A 20,826-nucleotide genomic window follows, 5' to 3' on the forward strand; every position below is an offset into this window, starting at 1 on the left:
CCTCACCACATGTTCCAGACGTCAAAATAAAAAAAGGCCCACAAGGGGCCTGGCTCCAACACAATAAATTGGTAGCGGGGGCAGGATTCGAACCTACGACCTTCGGGTTATGAGCCCGACGAGCTGCCAGACTGCTCCACCCCGCACCAGACAGACGACTAGTATAGAGCCTTGTGCTCGACACTGCAATCTGAAAACCGCTTTGAAACACCAGCATACGACCCAAATCGCGAACCAAACCTCAACCAAATCTTGGTGCCGACGTCGAGACTCGAACTCGAACAGGTTTCCCCGCTACCACCTCAAGGTAGTGCGTCTACCAATTCCGCCACGTCGGCACGGACCGGTGAGGGCGCGCATCTTAACGTCACAAAACCGGTTTGTCTCGGCTTTTTTATCAAACTTGAAACTTTGAGCCAGCAGCGACGACGAGCCGCTGCTCGCGGACTGCAAATCGCTTACTCAGGAACCTTCGGGCCCTCGGGCTGAGCGCTATCGCCAGCCGGCGCGGCTACCGGTGCTTCGTCCGGAATGCTGACCTGAGCCGGCTCGGCTTGGGCCGGTACCGTGTCGACAACGCTCGCCGGAGCGGTTCCGCGACCGCCAACCCAATAGGCCAGCGCAAGGCTGGACACAAAAAACACGAAGGCCAACCCTGCCGTGACACGTGACAGAAAGTTGGCCGCTCCACGGGAACCGAACACGGTGCCGGAAGCGCCGCTACCAAACGCAGCGCCGGCATCGGCGCCCTTGCCGTGCTGGATCAGCACCAAGCCGATCAGCGCCACCGCGACAAGAACCTGAATGACAACGAGAAACGTGTGCATGCTAAAGATCCATCCTGAAGGTCCGCCGGAGCGGACAACTGACTGCTTGAGTTAGGGCCGGTGCGACGCGGACAAGGCCTGCGCAGCATCCGCGATCGCCATGAAGTCGGACGCTTTCAGAGCAGCGCCGCCAATCAGGCCGCCATCGATGTCGGCGCCGGCGAAGAGCTCGGCCGCGTTATCCGCCTTGCAGCTCCCGCCATACAACAGCCGGGTCGAGCCCGCGATGGTAGCATCCTGGGCCGCCAGCAAACCACGAATGAACGCGTGAGCCGTCTGGGCCTGGGCCGGCGTCGCCGTCTTGCCAGTGCCGATCGCCCATACCGGCTCGTAGGCCACGACGGCAGCCCCGAACGATGCGATACCGCATCTGGCGATGACCGCAGCCAATTGCTCACGCAAAACGGCCTCGGTCTGCCCCGCTTCACGCTGTTCCAAGGTCTCGCCGATACACAGGATCGGGATCAGCCCCAGAGCCTGTGCCGTGCTGAATTTATCGGCGACGAGCTGATTCGTTTCACCGTACAACGAACGGCGCTCTGAGTGACCCACCAATACATAACGACAGCCAAGCTCGGTCAGCATGGCCCCATGCGTTTCACCGGTGAATGCACCCGGCTTAATCTGCTCGCTGAGGTTCTGGGCACCCAGACTCACGCCGACCGGCAACGCGGCGCGAACCGAATCCAAGTAGACCGCCGGAGGGCACACCAGCAGTTCGACACGATCGACACTGCCGACACGAGCCGCGATGCCGCTAAGCAGTTCCGCATTGGCCGCACGGGAACCGTTCATTTTCCAGTTGCCGGCAACGAGATATTGGCGAGTCATTGAAGTTCCGTATGAGTTAAAACAATAAGTTGTGACTAGACGCTGCAAGCTTTGCGCACGCTGTCGGCAATCGCGTCGGCCTCTGACTGAGCGGCGCTCGCGTCACGGGCTTCGACCATCACGCGGATCAACGGCTCGGTGCCCGAAGCCCGCAGCAGAACCCGGCCAGACTCGCCGAGCCGGGCTTCACTGATCTGCACGGCGTGGCGTACATCATCGCGCTCAAGTACCGGTGCGGCCTTGCCCGTTACGGGAACATTGATCAGCACTTGCGGACACTTGTGCAGCCCGGCGACCAGTTCGGACAAAGGCACGCCGAAGTCGCGCATCGCCGCGAGAACCTGCAGGGCCGTGATGATGCCGTCCCCGGTGCTGGAGACGTCCAGACACAGGGTGTGGCCCGACGTCTCGCCGCCCAGCGAGGCACCGTGTCGACGCATCTGCTCGAGCACGTATCGGTCTCCAACCTTGGCCCGCAGCAGGTCGATGCCGAGAGCGGCCAGGGCCTGCTGAAGCCCCAGATTGCTCATCAGTGTGCCGACCACAGGCCCCGTTAGCACCTGACGAGACTGCCGGTGACGTGCGATCGCGAACAAAATCTGATCACCGTCGACGGCCTGCCCGTGTTCGTCGACCATCAAACAGCGGTCGGCATCGCCATCGAACGCAATACCGAGATGCGCGCCACGCTCGACCACCGCGGACTTCAGCATCGCCAAATGGGTCGAGCCACAGTCGCGGTTGATGTTCAGTCCGTCTGGCTTGTCGCCGATCACGTGCACGGTGGCACCGAGCTTCCGCAGCACCTCAGGACCGACCTGGTAGGCGGCGCCGTTGGCGCAGTCGACCACCATCGTCAGGCCGGTGAGGTCGCCTCCACGATACCCGTCGGTGCAATAGCGAACGTAGCGCTGCGAGGCATCAACCAAGCGGCGCACCGGACCCAAATACTCGGGCTCAACACACTGTAGGTCGCGCTCCAGCCAGTCTTCAATCTCATGCTCGATGGCATCACTAAGCTTGTCGCCATCGGCAGAAAAGAACTTCACGCCGTTGTCGCGATGCGGATTGTGCGACGCACTGATCACAACGCCCGCTTGAGCCCCTACGTCGCGGGTCAGAAACGCAACGGCCGGCGTCGGCAACGGACCCAGCAGGCTGACCCTGACACCGGCGGCCGACAGACCAGCCTCGAGAGCGGACTCGAACATGTAACCCGAGCGGCGCGTGTCCTTGCCGATCAGAACATGAGCGCCGGGGTCGCGTGCGAGCACCCGACCCGCCGCCCAACCCAGCTTCAATGCAAATTCGGGCGTCATCGGCGATTTGCCGACGTGGCCACGAATGCCATCGGTTCCAAAATACTGTCTGCTCATCCTGCCTTTTGTGTCGCTCGGGTTACGGCGGAGGCGAACCTTACCGCCTCGACCGTCGCGCGTACATCGTGCGCGCGAATGATAGACGCTCCTTGCCAGACTGCCAGCGTGGCGGCGGCAACGCTGGCATGCAGACGTTCGCCGACATTCAGGCCCAGCAACTGCTGAAACATCGATTTTCGCGACAGGCCGGCAAGCAACGGCGGGCCAAGTTCGACCAGATCCGGCAGCTCGGCCAGCAACTGCAGGTTGTGCTCCAACGTCTTGCCGAAACCAAAACCGGGGTCCAGCACGATGCGCTGAACCGGAATACCGGCATCGACACAGGTATCGAGTCGCTGTTGCAGAAACCGACGCACATCGGTGGTGACGTGTTGATAACAGGGCGCCTGTTGCATCGTCTGGGGCTCGCCCTTCATGTGCATCAAGCAAACCGCGACGCGGTGGCGCGCGGCGACCTCGACGGCACCCGGCGCCAACAGCGCTCGCACATCGTTGATCATGTCGGCGCCAGCAGCACAGGCGGCGTCCATAACTTCAGGCTTCAGCGTATCGATCGAAATCCAGACGGGATGAGTCCCGCGGAGCCGTTCGATCAACGGAAGAACCCGATCAATCTCTTCGGAAACCGACACCGGCAACGCTCCAGGCCGGGTCGATTCGCCACCAACATCGATGATCAAAGCGCCCTCGCCGATCATCCGCTCTGCTTGCGCCAGCGCCAGGTCGACAGAAACGAAGCGACCGCCATCGGAGAACGAGTCCGGCGTGCAGTTAAGGATGCCCATGACCACAGGCTCGGCGAGGTCCAGCACCCGTTCGCGCGATACCAGTTGCAGCGGCTTGTTCTGCGGCAAGTAGACCGACTCCATCAAGCAAGAGGCCGGCTCGGGGCCGGCCTCTCTAACGACGACAGCAAAAACGACTTACGGGGGCGAGCCCGCCGGCCGCGGCGTCGTTGACGGCGGCATCGCACTGGCGCCCGAACCACTGCTACGCGGCGGTGGGTTGGAGCGCGGCCCGCCGTCAGTCCAGCTCTCCGGCGGACCCGGCGTGCGGCCGGCCATGATCGCGGCGATCTGCTCGCTGTCGATCGTCTCGTACTTCAGCAAGGTCTCGGCCATGATGTGCAGCTTGCCCAGATTGTCTTCGAGGATCGTCTTGGCACGGGCGTAGTTGCTTTCGATAACACCACGAACTTCCTGATCAATTGCGTATGCCGTGTCGTCGGACACGTTCTTGGTCTGCGTCACGCTCTTGCCCAGAAACACTTCGCCGTTGTCGTCGGAATAAGCCAGCGGACCCAGCTTGTCGGACATACCCCACTTGGTGACCATGTTGCGGGCGATTTCGGTCGCGCGCTCGATGTCGTTCGAGGCACCCGTGGTGATCTTGTCCATGCCGAAGATGATCTCCTCGGCAATACGTCCGCCAAACAGCGAGCAGATCTGGCTGTTGAGCCGCTCCCGCGTGTAGCTGTAACGGTCCTCTTCCGGCAGAAACATCGTCACGCCGAGGGCGCGACCACGCGGAATGATCGTGACCTTGTAAACCGGGTCATGATCAGGAACGGTCAATCCCACAATCGCGTGGCCGGCCTCGTGATACGCGGTCAGCTTCTTCTCGCTCTCGGACATGACCATCGACCGGCGCTCGGCGCCCATCATGATTTTGTCCTTGGCCTTTTCGAAGTCGTCGTGGTCGACCAGACGCTTGTTGGCGCGAGCGGCAAACAAAGCCGCTTCATTAACCAGATTCGCCAAGTCGGCACCCGAGAAACCGGGCGTTGCGCGGGCAATAATTTCGGGCTTGACGTTCTCGGCCAGCGGCAGCGCCCGCATGTGGACCTTGACGATTTGCTCGCGGCCACGGACGTCGGGCAGCGGCACCACAACCTGCCGATCGAAACGACCCGGACGCAGCAGCGCGGGATCGAGCACGTCCGGGCGGTTGGTAGCGGCGATGACGATCACGCCTTCGCTGCCCTCAAAGCCGTCCATCTCGACCAGCAACTGGTTCAGGGTCTGCTCGCGTTCGTCGTGACCGCCACCGAGACCGGCGCCGCGATGACGGCCGACAGCGTCGATCTCATCGATGAAGATGATGCAGGGCGCGTGCTTCTTGGCCTGCTCGAACATGTCACGAACGCGGCTGGCGCCGACGCCGACAAACATTTCGACGAAGTCAGAACCGGAGATCGTAAAGAACGGCACGCCCGCTTCACCGGCGATGGCCTTGGCCAACAACGTCTTGCCGGTACCGGGCGAGCCGACCATCAGCACGCCGCGCGGAATCTTGCCGCCAAGCTTCTGGAACTTGCCCGGATCCTTCAGGAAGTCGACCAGTTCGGATACTTCCTGCTTGGCCTCTTCCACACCGGCGACGTCGTTGAACGTGATCTTGACCTGATCGGCGTTCAGCATGCGAGCGCGGCTCTTGCCGAAGCTCATCGCACCACGGCCACCCGCGCCGCCCTGCATCTGGCGCATGAAGTAAACCCAGACCGCGATCAGCAACAGGATCGGACCGAAGCTGAACAGCAATTGCATCAAGACGTTCGGCTCACGCGGCTTCTCGCCGGTGAAATCGACGCGATTTTCGATCAGATCCTTGATCAAGCCGGAGTTATTGGTCTCGGGGCTGGTCGTGACGAACCGCGAGCCGCCCTTGAGTTCGCCCTGAATCTGGTCGCCTGCGATTTTGGCTTCGGAAACGTTGCCTTGTTTGACCTGATCGAGAAATTCGGAATATCGAATTTCTGGCGAGGCGCGTCCACGGCCAGCGAAGCTCTGGAACACACTCATCAGCACGACGAGAATGACCACCCAAAGCAGGAGGTTTTTGGTCAGATCGTTCAAGCTATTTCCTTATCCATCAACGTGTTCATAACGTTATTCGGCGGACACGCACAAACCGATGCATTCGAACCTTACACCCGACGATAACTTCGCGCCACCAGATAGACTTCTCTACTACGGGGCCGCGAAGCTTTCGGTTTCCGGATCGTGACGCTGTCGAATCGGTCGCGTACGGCTTTCAGGTAAGCGTCGAATCCTTCGCCCTGGAACACCTTTACGACCAACACCCCGGCCTTCTTGAGGTGAGCGGCGCAGAAGTCGAGTGCCAGTTCGCATAGATATAGAGACGACGCCTGATCCGCCGCCCCTATGCCGGAGATGTTGGGGGCCATGTCGGATAAAACAAGGTCAACCGCCTGCTCGCCAACCGCGGTTTCGAGTTGATGCAGCACAGCCTCTTCTCGGAAGTCGCCCAAGATGAACTCGACATCCTTCAGCGGCTCCATCGGCAGGATGTCGAGCGCAATCAACCGGCCCTTGGAGCCTAACAGCGGTCGGGCAATCTGACTCCAGCCGCCAGGAGCCGCACCCAGGTCGACGACGACCATACCCGGCTTGATCAGCCGGTCTTTCTCTTGGATTTCAAGCAGCTTGAAACTGGCGCGTGATCGGTAACCAAGCTTGCGCGCCTTGAGTACGTACTCATCCGCCTCGTGTTCCGCCAGCCAGCGCGAGCTGCTGTTGCTGCGCTTCTGGGACATGGGATGAGCTCCGACGGAACCTAGAGGTACTCGACCTTGATGATTTCCAGCTCGCGAGCTCCGCCGGGAGCACGCACCTCGACCACGTCACCCTCGAGCTTGCCGATCAGCGCCCGCGCGATCGGCGAGTTGTACGAGATCAGCCCCGCCTTCGAATCGGCTTCGTCCTCGCCAACGATCTGATAGCGCGATTCGTCTTCGCTGGTGGTATCGACCAACGTGACCGTGCAGCCGAAGACCACCTTCCCGCCGGCATCAAGCTTGGTGACGTCAATGATCTGGCAGTCGCCAAGCTTACCCTCGAGCTCGCTGATGCGGCCTTCGACAAAGCTCTGCTGTTCTCGCGCCGCAGCGTACTCCGCATTTTCCTTCAGGTCGCCGTGAGCACGCGCCTCGGCAATCGCCGCGATCACTTGGGGTCGGGTTTCGGTCTTCAACCGGCGCAGTTCTTCGCGGAGCTTGTCGGCGCCGCGAACGGTAAGAGGAGTCTTGCTCATGGTGTGGCGTGATACCTATGAATGCGCCGGCAATGCCGTCGGCATCAGCCGACGGGGCGCTGGGAAGTTAGGCCTTGGACAGGCTGCCGTGCAGCGACTGCAGTCGATTGACGTCGAGCGCATCAAGATGATCCATCGCAATCGCTGCCGCGACCGCGCCGGCAATCGTCGTGAAGTAACAGATCTTGTGCTGAATCGCCGCCGCCCGGATCGAACGCGACTCCTCGATCGACGTCTTGCCTTCGGTCGTGTTGGCAATGAAGTGGATTTCGCCGTTCTTGATCATGTCGACGCAATGCGGCCGGCCTTCCTTGACCTTGTTGACGCCTTCACACGGGATGCCGGCGGCGCGAATCGCGGCGGCGGTTCCGTGGGTGGCGGTCACTCGGAACTGCTTGGCCGCCAGCAACCGGGCCAATTCAATCGCCTTTGACTTGTCAGAATCGCGGACCGAAATGAACGCGGCGCCCTGGCGCGGCACTTCCATGCCGGCCGCCAACAGCGCCTTGTTGAAGGCTTCGCCGAAGTGTCGACCAACGCCCATGACTTCGCCGGTGGAGCGCATTTCGGGGCCCAGCAGCGGATCGACGCCCGGGAACTTGCCGAACGGGAACACCGATTCCTTGACCGAGAAGTAAGGCGGAATGATCTCGTGCTCGACGCCCTGGCTGGCCAGACTCTGGCCCGCCATGCAGCGGGCCGCGATCTTGGCCAGCGGCCGGCCGGTGGCCTTGGACACGAATGGTGACGTACGCGACGCACGCGGGTTGACCTCGAGCAGGTAGACCGTCGTGTCCTGCACGGCGAACTGCGCGTTCATCAAGCCGACCACGTTCAGCGCACGGGCCAATTTGGCCATCTGCACCCGGATCTCATCGACCACCTTGGCCGGCAGCGAGTACGGCGGCAGCGAGCAAGCCGAGTCACCGGAGTGCACGCCCGCTTCTTCGATGTGCTCCATGATGCCGCCGATGACGACGGCCTGGCCGTCGGCCAGCGCATCGACATCGACTTCGATCGCGTTATTCAGAAAGCGGTCGAGCAGCACCGGCGAATCATTGCTGACCTTGACCGCTTCGGTCATGTAGCGGAGCAGATCTTCGTCGTCGTGCACGATTTCCATCGCGCGGCCGCCGAGCACGTAGCTGGGACGCACCACCAGCGGGTAACCGACGCGCGCAGCAACGGCCATCGCTTCGGCTTCGGACGTGGCAATGCCGTTGGGCGGCTGCAGCAGCCCGAGCTCGTCGACCAGCTTCTGGAAGCGGCCACGGTCTTCAGCCAGGTCGATCGCATCCGGCGTGGTGCCGATGATCGGGGCACCGGCCGCCTCCAGCTGTCGCGCCAGCTTCAGCGGCGTCTGGCCACCAAACTGCACGATCACGCCGACCGGCTTTTCGAGATCGATGATCTCCATCACGTCTTCGAACGTCAGCGGCTCGAAGTACAGGCGGTCCGAGGTGTCGTAGTCGGTCGACACCGTCTCGGGGTTGCAATTGACCATGATGGTTTCGAAGCCATCTTCACGCAGCGCCAGCGCGGCATGAACGCAGCAGTAATCGAACTCAATGCCCTGCCCGATCCGGTTCGGACCGCCACCCAGCACGACGATCTTCTTGCGGTCGGATGGCTTGGCTTCGCATTCCTCGTCGTAGCTGGAATACATGTAAGCGGTCGACGATGCGAACTCGGCCGCGCAGGAGTCGACGCGCTTGTACACCGGCCGAACGCCGAGCGCATGGCGTCGTGCACGGACTTCGTTCTCGTGCGTGCCGGTCAGCTTGGCGATACGGCGGTCGGAAAAGCCGAGCCGCTTGTAGCGGCGCAGCACCGCGGCGTCGATGTCGCCCAGCGATGACGCGGCGATCTGCGATTCGACGCTGATCAGCTCATGGATCTGCTCCAGGAACCAAGGGTCGATCTTCGACAGCTGGAACACCTCGTCGACGCTCATGCCGGCGCGGAATGCGTCGCCGACGAACCACAAGCGCTTGCCGCGCGGCGTGATCAGTTCCTCGCGCACTTTGGCCAGATTACTGGCACGAAAATCGGGCACCTGCGGATCGAAGCCGTCGGAGCCGGTCTCCAGGCCGCGCATCGCCTTGTGCAGCGATTCCTGGAAATTGCGGCCGATCGCCATGATCTCGCCGACCGACTTCATCTGCGTGGTCAGCCGCGAATCGGCCTGCGGGAATTTTTCAAACGTGAAGCGCGGCACCTTGGTGACGACGTAGTCGATGCTCGGCTCGAAGCTCGCCGGCGTGACACCGCCGGTGATGTCGTTGCGCAGTTCGTCGAGCGTGTAACCGACCGCGAGCTTGGCAGCGACTTTGGCGATCGGAAAGCCGGTGGCCTTGGACGCCAGGGCCGAGCTGCGCGACACGCGCGGATTCATCTCGATGACGATGATGCGGCCGTCGTTCGGATTGATCGCGAACTGCACGTTGGAGCCGCCGGTATCGACACCGATCTTGCGCAGCACCTTGATACTGGCATCGCGCAGCAGCTGGTATTCCTTGTCGGTCAGTGTCTGCGCCGGCGCAACGGTAATGCTGTCGCCGGTGTGCACGCCCATCGGGTCGAAGTTCTCGATCGAGCAGACGATGATGCAGTTGTCCTTGCGATCGCGGACAACCTCCATCTCGAACTCTTTCCAGCCGAGCAGCGACTCTTCGATCAGCACTTCCTTGGTCGGCGACAAATCCAGGCCGCGCGCGATGATCTCTTCGAATTCTTCGATGTTGTAGGCGATGCCGCCGCCGGAGCCGCCCATCGTGAAGCTGGGCCGCAAGATCACCGGAAAGCCGATCTGCTGCTGGATCGTGCGCGCCTCTTCGATCGAATGCGCCGCACCGGAGCGTGCCGAGCCCAGGCCGATCTCATCCATCGCGTTGCGGAACTTCTGCCGGTCTTCGGCCAGGTCAATCGCGTGCTCGTTGGCACCGATCATCTCGACGCCGTACTTCTCCAGCACGCCGTTGCGCGCCAGATCGAGCGCGCAGTTGAGCGCGGTCTGTCCGCCCATCGTCGGCAGCACTGCGTCCGGACGCTCGGCTTCGATGATCCGGGCCACCGTCTGCCAGCGGATCGGCTCGATGTAGGTGGCATCGGCCATATCCGGGTCGGTCATGATCGTCGCCGGATTCGAGTTCACCAGAATGACCCGGTAACCCTCATCGCGCAGCGCCTTGCAGGCTTGGGCGCCGGAGTAATCAAACTCGCAGGCCTGGCCGATGACGATGGGGCCGGCGCCGATGATCAGAATGCTTTTGAGGTCTGTACGTTTAGGCATCGGGCTTCTTAGTTCAGGCTGGCAGTCGCAAGCTTGGCGCCGAACCCCAGAAACAGGGTCCCGGCGCCGCCGCCCAACACAGCGGATAGACGCTGGCGGCGGCTAAACGCGGCGGCGAGATGAGCGCCGGCGACGATCAGCGTGCTCAGGTAAAGGAAACTCATGGTTTGCGCGATCAGGCCGAGCAGTGCAAACGACAACGCGGTATGCGCGTATGCCGGATCGACGAACTGGATGAAGAACGCCATGAAAAACAGAATCGCTTTCGGATTCAGCAGGCTGATGACCAGCGCTCGGCGAAACGGACGTTCGCTGCTTGCGCCAAGCTCGGCGCGCGCGGTTGCGGCGCCACTGGCAACCTCCGCACCGGACGCCTGCCAGGCCCGCAGGGCGCCATGCAGCAGATTCAGACCGATCCAGGCCAAGTAGGCCGCACCAGCCCACTTGAAGATAACGAAAGCCGCGGGGTAAGCGCGCAGTAGCGAGGCAACGCCGCCCGCCGCCAGAACCATCAACACGGCATCGCCGACAAACACGCCGCAGGCCGCGCGGTATCCGCCGGCGATTCCAAGCCGCGCTGCTGCTCCGAGCACGTACAGCGAGTTTGGACCGGGCAGCAGCACGATGATCAACGTGCCGAGCAAGTAGGTCGGCAGGTCGACGAGGCCGAAGCTATTCACTTGCAGCCCTAGGTGGACAGCGCCGCAGTCGGCGTCATCGACTGCACGAAGCGGTCGAACAGATAGTCCACGTCGTGCGGCCCTGGGCTCGCTTCCGGATGCCCCTGGAAGCTGAACGCAGGCGCATCGAGCAAGCGGATGCCTTGGTTCGAGCCGTCGAATAAGGACCGATGCGTGACCACGACGTTCGGCGGCAAGCTGGCTTCGTCGACAGCAAAGCCGTGATTCTGGCTGGTGATCAAGACCCGCCCGGTGTCGACGTCCTGCACCGGATGGTTGGCGCCGTGATGACCAAACTTCATCTTCAGCGTACGGGCACCGGCCGCAAGGCCGAGAATCTGGTGGCCCAAGCAGATACCGAACACCGGCAGCTTCCGCGCGATGAACTCGCGACCCGCGGCAATTGCGTAGTCGCAGGGCTCGGGGTCGCCCGGACCATTGGCCAGCAACACACCGTCAGGCTTGAGCGCCAGCACATCGGCAGCCGACGTCTGGGCCGGCACGACCGTGATCCGGCAGCCGCGGTCGACCAGCATCCGGAGAATGTTGCGCTTGACGCCGAAGTCATACGCTACGACATGGAAGCGCTCGACCTGCAGCGGGACTTCCCGATTGGTCTCCAGCGCCCACGAACCCGTGGTGTAGGTGTAGGCCTGCTTGACCGACACGACCTTGGCCAGATCAGCGCCCTTGAGACCCGGATAGCCGCGCGCGGCCGCGATGGCCGCCGCCTCGTCGATCGCGTCGCCCGCGACGATGCAACCGTTTTGCGCGCCCTTGTCACGCAGCAGCCGGGTCAGCCGGCGCGTATCGATATCGGCGATCGCCACCACACGGTTGGCTTGCAGGTATTCGCTGAAGCCCAGCTGCGAGCGCCAGCTCGACGCCTTGCGCGGAACTTCTCGCAGCACCAGGCCGGCAATGTGAACGCGGTCAGACTCGCAGTCTTCGGCGTTGCTGCCGACGTTGCCGATATGCGGGTAAGTCAACGTGACGATCTGCTCGCGGTACGAGGGATCGGTCATGATCTCCTGGTAGCCGGTCATCGCCGTATTGAAAACGACTTCCCCGACGGTCTGACCGTCGGCGCCAATCGAAACACCTTTAAAAACGCTGCCGTCGGCGAGGGCAAGCAGGGCCGGTCTGTGATTCGTCATCGGCTCTCGTAGGGGTACAGGGGGTTGCGCTAATCGGGTTGCAGACAAAGCAAAGGGGGCTTTCGCCCCCCTCGCGTGATTAGGCGAATAGTTTACCGACCCGTCGGCGATGCGTCCATGACGCAACCGCAATCGGCGGTGCGGGCGCTGCCGATGAACCGGATATGGGTTGAACAATCCACACAGACGGCTTTCAGGTTCAACTACTACGGTCGATAATCCGCGGCATGGCAACCAAACCCGCCGCGATCCCAGAAATTGGTGCAAACGATTGCAACGGGATGTCCTGGCAATCTGACATTCCCGCCGGCCGCGTCCGCGCGCCGATCTGGATCTATGACCTCGACCGCTTCTGCATGGTCTGGGCCAACGCGGCCGGACTGCGCTTCTGGCGCGCCGAGTCGCTCGGCGCATTGCGCGCACGCGACTTCGCGCCACAGTCGCAAAGCAGTCGCCAGCGTCTGGTCGACTACAACCGCATGCTGGCGGACGGCGCGTCGATCGAGGAAGTCTGGACGTTCTACCCGCTGGGCCAGGCCCGCGCCGAGCGCGTTGCACTGTCGCTGTGGCCGCTCGACGGCGGGCGCCCCGGACTGATGGTCGAGGTGGTTGGCAACGACGCGGCGCCGCTGTCGCCGGCCGATCTGCGCTCGCTGGAGAGCTTCCGGCAATCCACGGCGCTGACCTTGATGGTGGCGCTCGACGGACGAATTTTGCTGTGCAACCCGGCCGCATCGGCAACGCTGCCGCAGCTGGCAGCACCGAGCGCCCGGCTTTCGGACGTGCTGGTCAATCCGGCCGAAGCCGAGGACCTGATCGCCCGTACGTCGCGTGCCGGCTGTCAAACCGAGGTCGCGCTGCGGTGCGGTGATCGCCATGCGTGGTTCCTGGCCAACCTGCGGCTGACGCTGGACCCGGTCAGCGGTGACGCTTGCGCGGTGATCAACCTCACCGACCTGAGCGAACTCCGGCAACTGCAGCAGCGCGCCGATCACAGCAACGCCAGCTTGCGTGATGCGCTTGAAGCGGCTCCGGTCCCGATCATCATCATCTCGCTGATCGGCGAGCGATTGCTGTTCGCCAATACCGTGGCGATGACGGCATTTGCGACGACGCCCGAGCGCATCGCCGACGATGCGCTGACGCTGGTGACGCTGAACCGGGAAACGATCGCACAGGCCCGGTCGGCGCTGGCAACCGAGACCCGCTACGGCCCGATCGAGATTCGGGCGCATCTGACGCCGGATCACAGTCGCGCCATGATGCTGACCGGCCGGCTGATCGAGTTCGACAGCGAGCCGGCGATGATCTTGTCCGTGCTCGACGTGGAAGAACTGCACGTCACCGAACAGCGCCTGAGCGAGGCACTTGACCGCGAGCGCGAGCTCAATCGGGTCCAGCAGCAGCTGGTGTCCGTCGTATCGCACGAGCTGCGCACCCCGTTGGCGGTGATCGACTCGGCGGTGCAACGGCTGCGCCGCCACGCGCGCGTCTGGAGCGAAGACGAGATCGACAATCGGCTCGAGCAGCTGCGCTACAAGGTTCAAAAGCTGTCCAAGCTCAGCGAAAGCCTGCTTGACGCAGCGCGCTTGGATGAAGGCCGCATTCCGTTCAGGCCGACGGCGATCAAGCTCGACGAGTGGCTGGGCCGCATCGTCCAGCAGCAGCAGGAACTGGCAACGGCCAACCCGATCTTTCTTCAGCGCGGTTTGCTGCCCGAGGAGTTCTTTGGGGATCCGCAGCTGCTGGAGCAGATCCTGGTCAACCTGATCGGCAACGCAGTCAAGTATTCGCCGCACGGCACGCCGGTCAGCGTCGACGCACGGATCGTCGAGCAACGTCTGAGGCTGACGATCAGCGACCAGGGGCTCGGCATTCCGCTGGCCGAGCAAAGCCAGGTATTTGAGCGCTTCTTCAGAGCCAGCACGACGCTGGCGATCCACGGTACCGGCCTGGGCTTGTACATCTGCCGCCAGATGGCCGAGCTGCACGGTGGCACGATCGACCTGCAAAGCGTGCCCGGTCTCGGTACGCGCGTCACCGTCGAGCTGCCGCTGGCGCACGCGCTCGACTAGCCCGAGCAGGCGCCGACGGATTCAGTCGGCGCCGTCGGCGTCGTTGCGCAGATAGTGTTCCAGCTGAACGGCGGTCATCGGCCTCGAGAAGTAATAGCCCTGGGCCTGCTCGCAGCCCAGTTCTCTGAGCCGGTCGAGCTGACTGCGGTCCTCAACGCCTTCGGCAACCACCCGCAGACCCAGGCTTTGTGCCAACGACAGGACGCCGCGGACGATCGCCTGGTCCACCGGTTGGGCGTCGATGTGCTGCACGAACAGCCGATCGATCTTGATGCTGTCGATCGGGAAGGTACGCAGGTAGGTCAGCGAGGCGTGGCCAGTGCCAAAGTCGTCGATCGACACCCGCACACCGCGCTGGCGCAGCTGCGCCATCACGTCCGCGGCGCGTTCGATGTCGCGGATCACTGCGGTCTCGGTGATCTCCACTTCCAGTGACGATGGCGGCACCCCGTGCCGCTCGAGCGCGGCATCGATGCGCGCCGGCAGGTTGCCCTTCAGGTCCGATGCCGAGATGTTCACGGCCATCAGCAACGGCTGGTTCTGCTGACGCAACACGGCCAGCTCGCGCAGCGCTTCGTCGAGGACCCAGTCGGTCAGCAGCCCGATCTGACCGCTGCGCTCGATCAATGGAATGAACAAGCCTGGCGCGATCAGGCCAAAGTCGGCGCAGCGCCAGCGCACCAGCGCTTCGACACCGAGCACCTGGCGGTCTGCCAACCGCACCTTGGGCTCGTACTGCAGGAACAGTTCGCCACGCTCGATCGCCTGTACCAAGGAGGCCTCGATGTGCCGCTCCAGACGCAGCCGGTCTGACGCACTGGGCGTCAGCACCAGCAACTCGCTGATGCGATCACGGACAGCCTGGTGCAGCGCCATCATCGCCTCGTCGACGAACACGGAGATCGAAACACCGGTTCCGGGCACCAGTGGAGCCAGTACGATCGTCTTCTGCAACGACGTGGCCATTGCCTGGAGCCGCAATAAACGTGTCGCCTCATCGGCGCCCCCGGGGGCCACTGATGCCGGACGCATCAGCACCACCGCCAGCGCGCCGCTGGGCAAGCGATAGCAGCGCGGGTCGGCCAGTGCCTCGGCTGGCGGAAGCGCGGCCAGCAGTGCGTTGGCGGCCTCGGTTTGCGCATGATCCGACGAGCCGAAACCGCGCTCGGTCGATACCGCCAGCAGCAGTTCCACCGGTGCAACGGCATGCTCCAGCACGGTGTCCAGGTCGATACGCGGATCGCTGCGCTCGGCCAGCGATACGCGACTCAGCGTATCGACCTGCTCCAGTGCCAACTGCAGCTCCGAGTACAAGTCGTGACGCGCGCGGCGCACACCGCGCAGTCGCGAGCGCAGCAAGCTCAGCAACAGATCGAAGTCGACGGGCTTGACCAGATAGTCGTCCGCGCCCAGATCGTGGCCGCGAATCAACTCATGCTTCTGCCCGTGCGCGGTCAGAAATACGAATGGCACCTGCGCATTGGCCAGCTGCGAGCCGCGCAGCTTTTGAAGCAACTCCAGCCCGTTCATACCGGGCATCGAGATGTCGCACAGCACCAGATCCGGCTGCTCGCGCTCCAGCATGTCGTAACCCTGCAAACCGTCGGCCGCTTCGATGACGCGGTATCCGGCGTCGCGCAGCTCGTCGACCAAATCGCGACGCAGCGACGGTTCGTCCTCGATGCAAAGCACGCAAGCGCCCAGGCTCATGGCGACACCTCGCGACCAGCAGCCTGACGCTTAACCGGCAACAGTACGCTGACGTGACAGCCCTGGCCCGGACTGCTGTCGATGTCCAGCCTGCCACCGTACATATCGGCAAATACACGCGCGAGCCTCAATCCGGTGCCGACGCTGCCGCTGGCGTCCTGGGGCGATCGCCGCAGTTGATCGATCGTCGCTTGGTCCAAACCGGGGCCTGCATCGTTGACCCAGACGCGATACTCGCGAGCCGAGATCGACGCCCCGATCCGGACCGGTGTGCCGGCGACGGTAGAGCGCAGCGCGTTGTCGACCAGAATCGAGCACAGCACGCGCAGCATCGACGGATCACAACGCACCGGGTGATCCGGAATCGTCGGTTCCAGCTCCAGGTCCATGCCACGACCGTGGTGCTGCGCCAGCGAATTAAGGCGCACGCCGTCGAGCAACGCCACCAAGTGATGCTCGCCGGTGGCACCGGCCGATTCGGTGCGGGCAAAAACCAGCGCACTGTCGATCACTTCCATCAGACGCCGCACGGCCGCACGCAAATCGCCAGCGCGCTCAGCGAGGGCTGACGGGTCCATGCGGTCACCGCGGCGCGCCAGCGTCTGCGCCGTGCTGTCGATGATCGACAAGGGATTGCGGAACTCATGGCTGACCATGCTGATGAATTGACGCTGCGACTCGCTCAAACGCTGCTCGTCGAGCAGCGCTTGCGTCAGGCGGCTCTGCGCCTGCAACAACGCCTCGTTGGCCTCACCGAGCTTGCGACCCATGCCGACAACCTGACCGCCGACGGAGTCAAGTTCGGCGATCGCCAACTCCGGCTGAGCTTGAACAAAACGACCGCGTCCAATCTCGGACAACAACCCGGCGATGCTCACCATCGGCCGCGTGAGCTCGCTGCTGAGTACGGCGGCGCGACGCAGCAGCCACAGCAACAACACGATGTAGAACAACACCAGCGACGCAATCATCACCACGCCGATGAAGTTCAACCGCTGATTGAGCTTGCCCGCTTCGGCAATGATTTCGGACTCGGGAGCCAGCAGCAGCAGTGTCCAACCCGGACCGGGTACACGCGCCCAGGTTGCGTGCAAGCGCGTGCCGGCCATCGTCAAATCGTCGTAGGTTCCGCCGTCGGGTTGCCGCGCCAATGCGGCAGCCAGATTCGCCAGATCGGGGCGTTTACGCACGTTGTAGTCGTCCGGCCGGAACGTATCCGCCAGGATCGCCTGCTGGTAATCGAAGTCGCCACTGCCGGTCAGACCCCAATCGGCCTCGCCGGCCTCGGGTAGCGCCAGCACCGTCCCGTCGCGGCTCAGCAAGACGCCGTAGGCCTTCCAGGGCAGCGTTAGCGCGAGCACGTGATTGACCAGATCGCGGATCGTAACGTCGATGCCGACGACGCCTTCAAGTCGTTCGCCTTCGTAGACCGGGGCGATCGACGACAGCAGCCAGCCACCGCCAGCGGGATCGACGTAGACGTCGGTCCAGACCACGTCGCGCCCGGGGTTGTGGGCCGCATCGGCCTCGTAATAGAAGTTGTAGTCCGGTATGCGCATGCCGGCTTCATAAGCCGTGCTGACATCGAGGTACGGATAGATCCGGTTGAAACTGTCGTCGGTGTTCAAGTACAGCTGCCGGATCAGCGGATCGGCGCTGACGATGCTTTTCATCAGCGGATCGAGCTGCGCCGTTCGCAGTGCCTTGTCGATCTGAACCGGTCCGACCGGTACGACGCCGCTGTAGAACGCAGCGGCACCGCCATTGTCCTGCGTGGTGACGTAACGGCCGTCGTCGAGCAGACGGTAGCGCTGACGCTCAGCAGCGCCGACCGTCGCGGGCGACTGCAGCGCCAGTAGAGACTGGTCGGCGAAGAGCCGGGTCATTCTCCCAATCGACTCCAGACGCGACCCGACAATCTGGGCTTCACGCTGCGCCATTCGAGAGAAGTCGTCAGTCGAGACGGCACTGATGACGGCCAGATTGTTTTGATAGGTAATGTAGGTACTGCCCCAGTAGGCAGCCAACAACGCCAGTTCGATGGCCAGCACCGGCAGCAGGGCCGAGCGCAAAAACGATCTCCACAGCCACCGAGATAGCGGTTGTGGCGGCTTTGAATCTTGATTGGACCCACTCATGCGGTTTGGTCTGTATATCGGACGCAACGACGTGTCGGCCCCGGCGACCGAGGCAAGGCAACGTCAGTGAAGAAAGGCCCGCGGCGACAGCGAGCGCTCCGTGCTGGCAGATGCCCTCACGGCCGCTTATCGGCTCCCCCGCCGATAACCTGAGCCTCCCTCTACGCCGAGGCTAGCGCGGCGGATGCGCCAGGGCGTAATCGAGCGCCAGATGGCTGAGCGTGCGCACCCCGACACCGAGTGCGCGCTCGTCGATGCGGAAGCGCGGTGAATGGTTGGCCGCCCAGGCATCGGCCGGTTCGCCCGGCGTGCGCACACCGGCAAATACGAACAGACCCGGAATCTCGCGGGCAAAGAACGAAAAGTCCTCCGCGCCGAGCATCGGGGGCACGTCGATCAACCCGGCATCGCCGACCACGCGCGCGATCGTCGGCCGCATCGCCTGCGTCAGCTTCGGGTCGTTGTAAGTCACCGGATACGCGTGGCCTTCGCCGATATGCACTTCGGCCGTCGTCCCAGCGCTCTCGGCGATGTTCTCGGCGGTGCGGCGTACGCGCTTATGGAGATCGGCCTGCATGCCGGTATCCAGCGCGCGCAGCGTGCCGCGCATCGTCACGCTGTCGGGAATAATGTTGCTGCGCACGCCGCCCTCGATCTTGCCGATGGTCACGATCACCGGCGCCTGGCTGATATCCATCTGCCGGCTGGTGATCGTCTGCAAGCCCTCGATGATCTGCGCGCTGACCACGATCGGGTCGATACCGGCCCAAGGTCGCGCGCCATGCGTCTGGCGTCCGCGCACGATGATGTCCAAGTCGTCCGAGCTGGCCATCGCCCCGCCCGCGCGCACGCCGATCTGGCCGACGTCGTACTGAGAAAACAAATGCAGGCCGAAGATCACTTCGGGCTTGGGCGCGCTGCTGAGCACGCCCTGCTTGATCATCAGTGCCGCACCCCCTTCCTCGTCATCAGGGGCACCCTCCTCCGCCGGCTGAAAGATCAGCTTCAGCGTGCCGGGCCAGTCGGCCTTCATCCGCGATGCCACCTCGGCCACACCGAGCAGGATCGCCATGTGCCCGTCGTGTCCGCAGGCGTGCATCACGCCGACGTCTTTGCCGTCGAACGTGGTCTTGACGGTCGACTTAAACGGCACATCGACCTCCTCGACCACCGGCAGACCATCCATGTCGGCGCGCAGCGCAACGACCGGCCCCGGCTGGCCGCCTTCGAGTACGGCGACGATGCCGTTGTGGGCGACGCCCGTCTGCAGCTTCAAGCCGAGCGCCTTGAGCCGCTTGGTCAGGTAGACGGCGGTCTGCGCTTCGCGGTTGCTCAGCTCCGGGTGCTGATGCAGCCAGCGCCGGTCAGCGATCAGCTTGGCGTCGATGTCAGCCGTCGCGCGGTCGATGCGCTGCTGCAAAGCAGCCGCGTCCGATGCAGCGAGCACGGGCGCCGCGATTGAGGCCGCGGCGATGGTGAACAGGCAGGCCGGCAGACGGCGCAGGGCGAACTTCATGGCGGGCTCGATCGGGCACAGGGACGAAGCTGCAGCGTTGCCGCCAACGGCGCGCCTGTCAATTTGACGCGTCGTAGGCTCTAACGACGCCGGTGCCGCCGATCAGGCCAGCACGTCCTTCATCGCGTACAGGCCGGGCGCGCGACCGTGCAGCCAGGCCGCAGCACGCAGCGCGCCGTTGGCGAAATTGGCACGGTTGCTGGCCTTATGCGTGATCTCGACGCGCTCGCCGTCGCCCAGAAACAGCACGCTGTGATCACCGACGACATCGCCGCCGCGCAGCGTGGCGAAACCGATCGTCCCAGCGGCGCGCGCGCCCGTGTGACCGTGGCGGGTGTAGACCGCGCTCTGATCCAGCGTCGTGCCCAAACCGCGCGCGGCAGCCTCACCGAGCATCAGCGCGGTGCCGCTAGGTGCATCGACCTTGTGCCGGTGATGCGTCTCGACGACTTCGACGTCGACGCTGCCGCCGAGCACGCGCGCCGCGTGTTCGACCAAAGCCAAGCACAGGTTGACGCCGATGCTGAAGTTGCCCGACAGGCAGATCGGAATCTGCTGCGCGGCGGCGTCGATCGCGCTGCGTTGCTCGGCAGTGAAGCCGGTCGTGCCGATCACGATGCCGCGGCCGGCGGCGATGCAGGCGTCGAGCGCGGCCAGCGTGCCCTCGGGCCGCGTGAAGTCGATCAGCACGTCGAAGCTCGCCGACGGCGACGACAGATCGCTGCTCAGCGGCACGCCCGGTGCGGCTTCACGGCCGGTCGCGACCGCCTCGGCGCGGTCGAAAGCGGCACCGAGGCGCAGCGACGGGTGCGCCGGCAACGCGTCGATCAAGGCGCGGCCCATGCGGCCGGCGGCACCGAGAATCGCGATCTGGGTCGGGAGGGTCATGGCGGCATCTCGTCGAAGGGACGCGGAGTGTAGGCAAGTCGCCTGCCGCTGCCCATCTGCCGCCGCGCCCGCGATGACACCGGTTGGTCAATCCAGCTGACGCGACCCATGTGATCAGCTGGCACCGAAAGACGTAAAAACCGGGCAAGGCGATAGCCAGCGCGTTGATGCGCCTTCGATCTGCCTGCGGCGGATCCCGGCGCCAACAGCCCGCTAGCGCCTGATGCGCGCTGCGGGGCCCCGCCTGCGACCGCTCGATGCGCGGGCGACCGTCACCGCG

The 20,826-nt window shown here is 63.7% G+C and carries 15 protein-coding genes and 2 tRNA genes; 1 reads left to right on the forward strand and 16 read right to left on the reverse strand.

Annotated elements, in window-relative coordinates; all coding sequences use genetic code 11:
* Positions 1 to 69: 69 nt before the first annotated feature.
* The 12 genes from BUB09_RS11660 to carA form a co-directional block, all read right to left on the reverse strand.
* Positions 70 to 146 (reverse strand) — tRNA-Met (locus BUB09_RS11660).
* A 107-nt stretch (positions 147 to 253) separates the two neighbouring features.
* Positions 254 to 338, reverse strand: a tRNA-Leu gene (locus BUB09_RS11665).
* Positions 339 to 458: 120 nt separating this feature from the next.
* Positions 459 to 827, reverse strand: a complete 369-nt coding sequence (gene secG / locus BUB09_RS11670) for a preprotein translocase subunit SecG (RefSeq protein WP_072897893.1) — start codon at positions 825 to 827, stop codon at positions 459 to 461.
* A 51-nt stretch (positions 828 to 878) separates the two neighbouring features.
* On the reverse strand, positions 879 to 1,658 hold the full coding sequence (gene tpiA / locus BUB09_RS11675; RefSeq protein WP_072897895.1) for a triose-phosphate isomerase: 780 nt from the start codon (positions 1,656 to 1,658) through the stop codon (positions 879 to 881).
* A gap of 35 nt (positions 1,659 to 1,693) precedes the next feature.
* Positions 1,694 to 3,034 carry a phosphoglucosamine mutase gene (gene glmM, locus BUB09_RS11680; RefSeq protein ID WP_072897896.1) on the reverse strand — a complete coding sequence of 447 codons (1,341 nt, stop codon included), beginning with the start codon at positions 3,032 to 3,034 and terminating at the stop codon, positions 1,694 to 1,696.
* The gene (folP, locus tag BUB09_RS11685; protein ID WP_072898032.1) at positions 3,031 to 3,873 is read right to left on the reverse strand and encodes a dihydropteroate synthase; all 843 of its coding nucleotides are present in this window, start codon (positions 3,871 to 3,873) and stop codon (positions 3,031 to 3,033) included. Before folP ends, glmM begins: the two co-directional genes overlap by 4 nt.
* 87 nt (positions 3,874 to 3,960) lie before the next feature.
* Positions 3,961 to 5,892 carry an ATP-dependent zinc metalloprotease FtsH gene (gene ftsH, locus BUB09_RS11690; protein ID WP_072897898.1) on the reverse strand — a complete coding sequence of 644 codons (1,932 nt, stop codon included), beginning with the start codon at positions 5,890 to 5,892 and terminating at the stop codon, positions 3,961 to 3,963.
* Positions 5,893 to 5,963: 71 nt separating this feature from the next.
* Positions 5,964 to 6,593, reverse strand: coding sequence for a 23S rRNA (uridine(2552)-2'-O)-methyltransferase RlmE (gene rlmE / locus BUB09_RS11695; RefSeq protein ID WP_072897899.1), 630 nt, complete (start codon positions 6,591 to 6,593; stop codon positions 5,964 to 5,966).
* A 20-nt stretch (positions 6,594 to 6,613) separates the two neighbouring features.
* The gene (greA, locus tag BUB09_RS11700) at positions 6,614 to 7,090 is read right to left on the reverse strand and encodes a transcription elongation factor GreA (protein ID WP_072897901.1); all 477 of its coding nucleotides are present in this window, start codon (positions 7,088 to 7,090) and stop codon (positions 6,614 to 6,616) included.
* 67 nt (positions 7,091 to 7,157) lie between these two features.
* On the reverse strand, positions 7,158 to 10,382 hold the full coding sequence (gene carB, locus BUB09_RS11705; RefSeq protein ID WP_072897903.1) for a carbamoyl-phosphate synthase large subunit: 3,225 nt from the start codon (positions 10,380 to 10,382) through the stop codon (positions 7,158 to 7,160).
* Between the two features lie 8 nt (positions 10,383 to 10,390).
* Positions 10,391 to 11,062 (reverse strand): leucine efflux protein LeuE, encoded by a 672-nt coding sequence (leuE, locus tag BUB09_RS11710; RefSeq protein WP_072897904.1) that lies wholly within the window; start codon positions 11,060 to 11,062, stop codon positions 10,391 to 10,393.
* Positions 11,063 to 11,070: 8 nt separating this feature from the next.
* Positions 11,071 to 12,219 carry a glutamine-hydrolyzing carbamoyl-phosphate synthase small subunit gene (carA, locus tag BUB09_RS11715; protein ID WP_072897906.1) on the reverse strand — a complete coding sequence of 383 codons (1,149 nt, stop codon included), beginning with the start codon at positions 12,217 to 12,219 and terminating at the stop codon, positions 11,071 to 11,073.
* Positions 12,220 to 12,500: 281 nt separating this feature from the next.
* Between carA and BUB09_RS11720 the strand changes: the two genes are divergently transcribed.
* Positions 12,501 to 14,294 carry a sensor histidine kinase gene (locus BUB09_RS11720; RefSeq protein WP_072897907.1) on the forward strand — a complete coding sequence of 598 codons (1,794 nt, stop codon included), beginning with the start codon at positions 12,501 to 12,503 and terminating at the stop codon, positions 14,292 to 14,294.
* A gap of 21 nt (positions 14,295 to 14,315) precedes the next feature.
* Here the strand turns inward: BUB09_RS11720 and BUB09_RS11725 are convergent, their stop codons facing one another.
* The 4 genes from BUB09_RS11725 to dapB form a co-directional block, all read right to left on the reverse strand.
* On the reverse strand, positions 14,316 to 16,004 hold the full coding sequence (locus BUB09_RS11725; protein ID WP_072897909.1) for an EAL domain-containing response regulator: 1,689 nt from the start codon (positions 16,002 to 16,004) through the stop codon (positions 14,316 to 14,318).
* A complete protein-coding gene (locus tag BUB09_RS11730; protein WP_175550185.1) occupies positions 16,001 to 18,076 on the reverse strand; it encodes an ATP-binding protein in 2,076 nt (691 codons plus the stop codon). Before BUB09_RS11730 ends, BUB09_RS11725 begins: the two co-directional genes overlap by 4 nt.
* A 238-nt stretch (positions 18,077 to 18,314) precedes the next feature.
* Entirely contained in the window at positions 18,315 to 19,658 is a 1,344-nt protein-coding gene (locus BUB09_RS11735; protein ID WP_072897912.1) for an amidohydrolase, read from the reverse strand.
* 102 nt (positions 19,659 to 19,760) lie between these two features.
* Positions 19,761 to 20,546, reverse strand: a complete 786-nt coding sequence (gene dapB, locus BUB09_RS11740; RefSeq protein ID WP_072897914.1) for a 4-hydroxy-tetrahydrodipicolinate reductase — start codon at positions 20,544 to 20,546, stop codon at positions 19,761 to 19,763.
* Positions 20,547 to 20,826: the final 280 nt, after the last annotated feature.

The sequence above is a fragment of the Hydrocarboniphaga daqingensis genome (assembly GCF_900129825.1).
Lineage (GTDB): Bacteria > Pseudomonadota > Gammaproteobacteria > Nevskiales > Nevskiaceae > Hydrocarboniphaga > Hydrocarboniphaga daqingensis.

Excerpts from the sequence above, each read along its gene's own strand:
- secG (WP_072897893.1), bottom strand. The coding sequence starts at position 827 with ATGCACACGTTTCTCGTTGTCATTCAGGTTCTTGTCGCGGTGGCGCTG.
- tpiA (WP_072897895.1), bottom strand. The coding sequence starts at position 1,658 with ATGACTCGCCAATATCTCGTTGCCGGCAACTGGAAAATGAACGGTTCC.
- glmM (WP_072897896.1), bottom strand. The coding sequence starts at position 3,034 with ATGAGCAGACAGTATTTTGGAACCGATGGCATTCGTGGCCACGTCGGC.
- rlmE (WP_072897899.1), bottom strand. The coding sequence starts at position 6,593 with ATGTCCCAGAAGCGCAGCAACAGCAGCTCGCGCTGGCTGGCGGAACAC.
- greA (WP_072897901.1), bottom strand. The coding sequence starts at position 7,090 with ATGAGCAAGACTCCTCTTACCGTTCGCGGCGCCGACAAGCTCCGCGAA.
- carB (WP_072897903.1), bottom strand. The coding sequence starts at position 10,382 with ATGCCTAAACGTACAGACCTCAAAAGCATTCTGATCATCGGCGCCGGC.
- carA (WP_072897906.1), bottom strand. The coding sequence starts at position 12,219 with ATGACGAATCACAGACCGGCCCTGCTTGCCCTCGCCGACGGCAGCGTT.
- BUB09_RS11720 (WP_072897907.1), top strand. The coding sequence starts at position 12,501 with ATGTCCTGGCAATCTGACATTCCCGCCGGCCGCGTCCGCGCGCCGATC.
- BUB09_RS11725 (WP_072897909.1), bottom strand. The coding sequence starts at position 16,004 with ATGAGCCTGGGCGCTTGCGTGCTTTGCATCGAGGACGAACCGTCGCTG.
- BUB09_RS11735 (WP_072897912.1), bottom strand. The coding sequence starts at position 19,658 with ATGAAGTTCGCCCTGCGCCGTCTGCCGGCCTGCCTGTTCACCATCGCC.
- dapB (WP_072897914.1), bottom strand. The coding sequence starts at position 20,546 with ATGACCCTCCCGACCCAGATCGCGATTCTCGGTGCCGCCGGCCGCATG.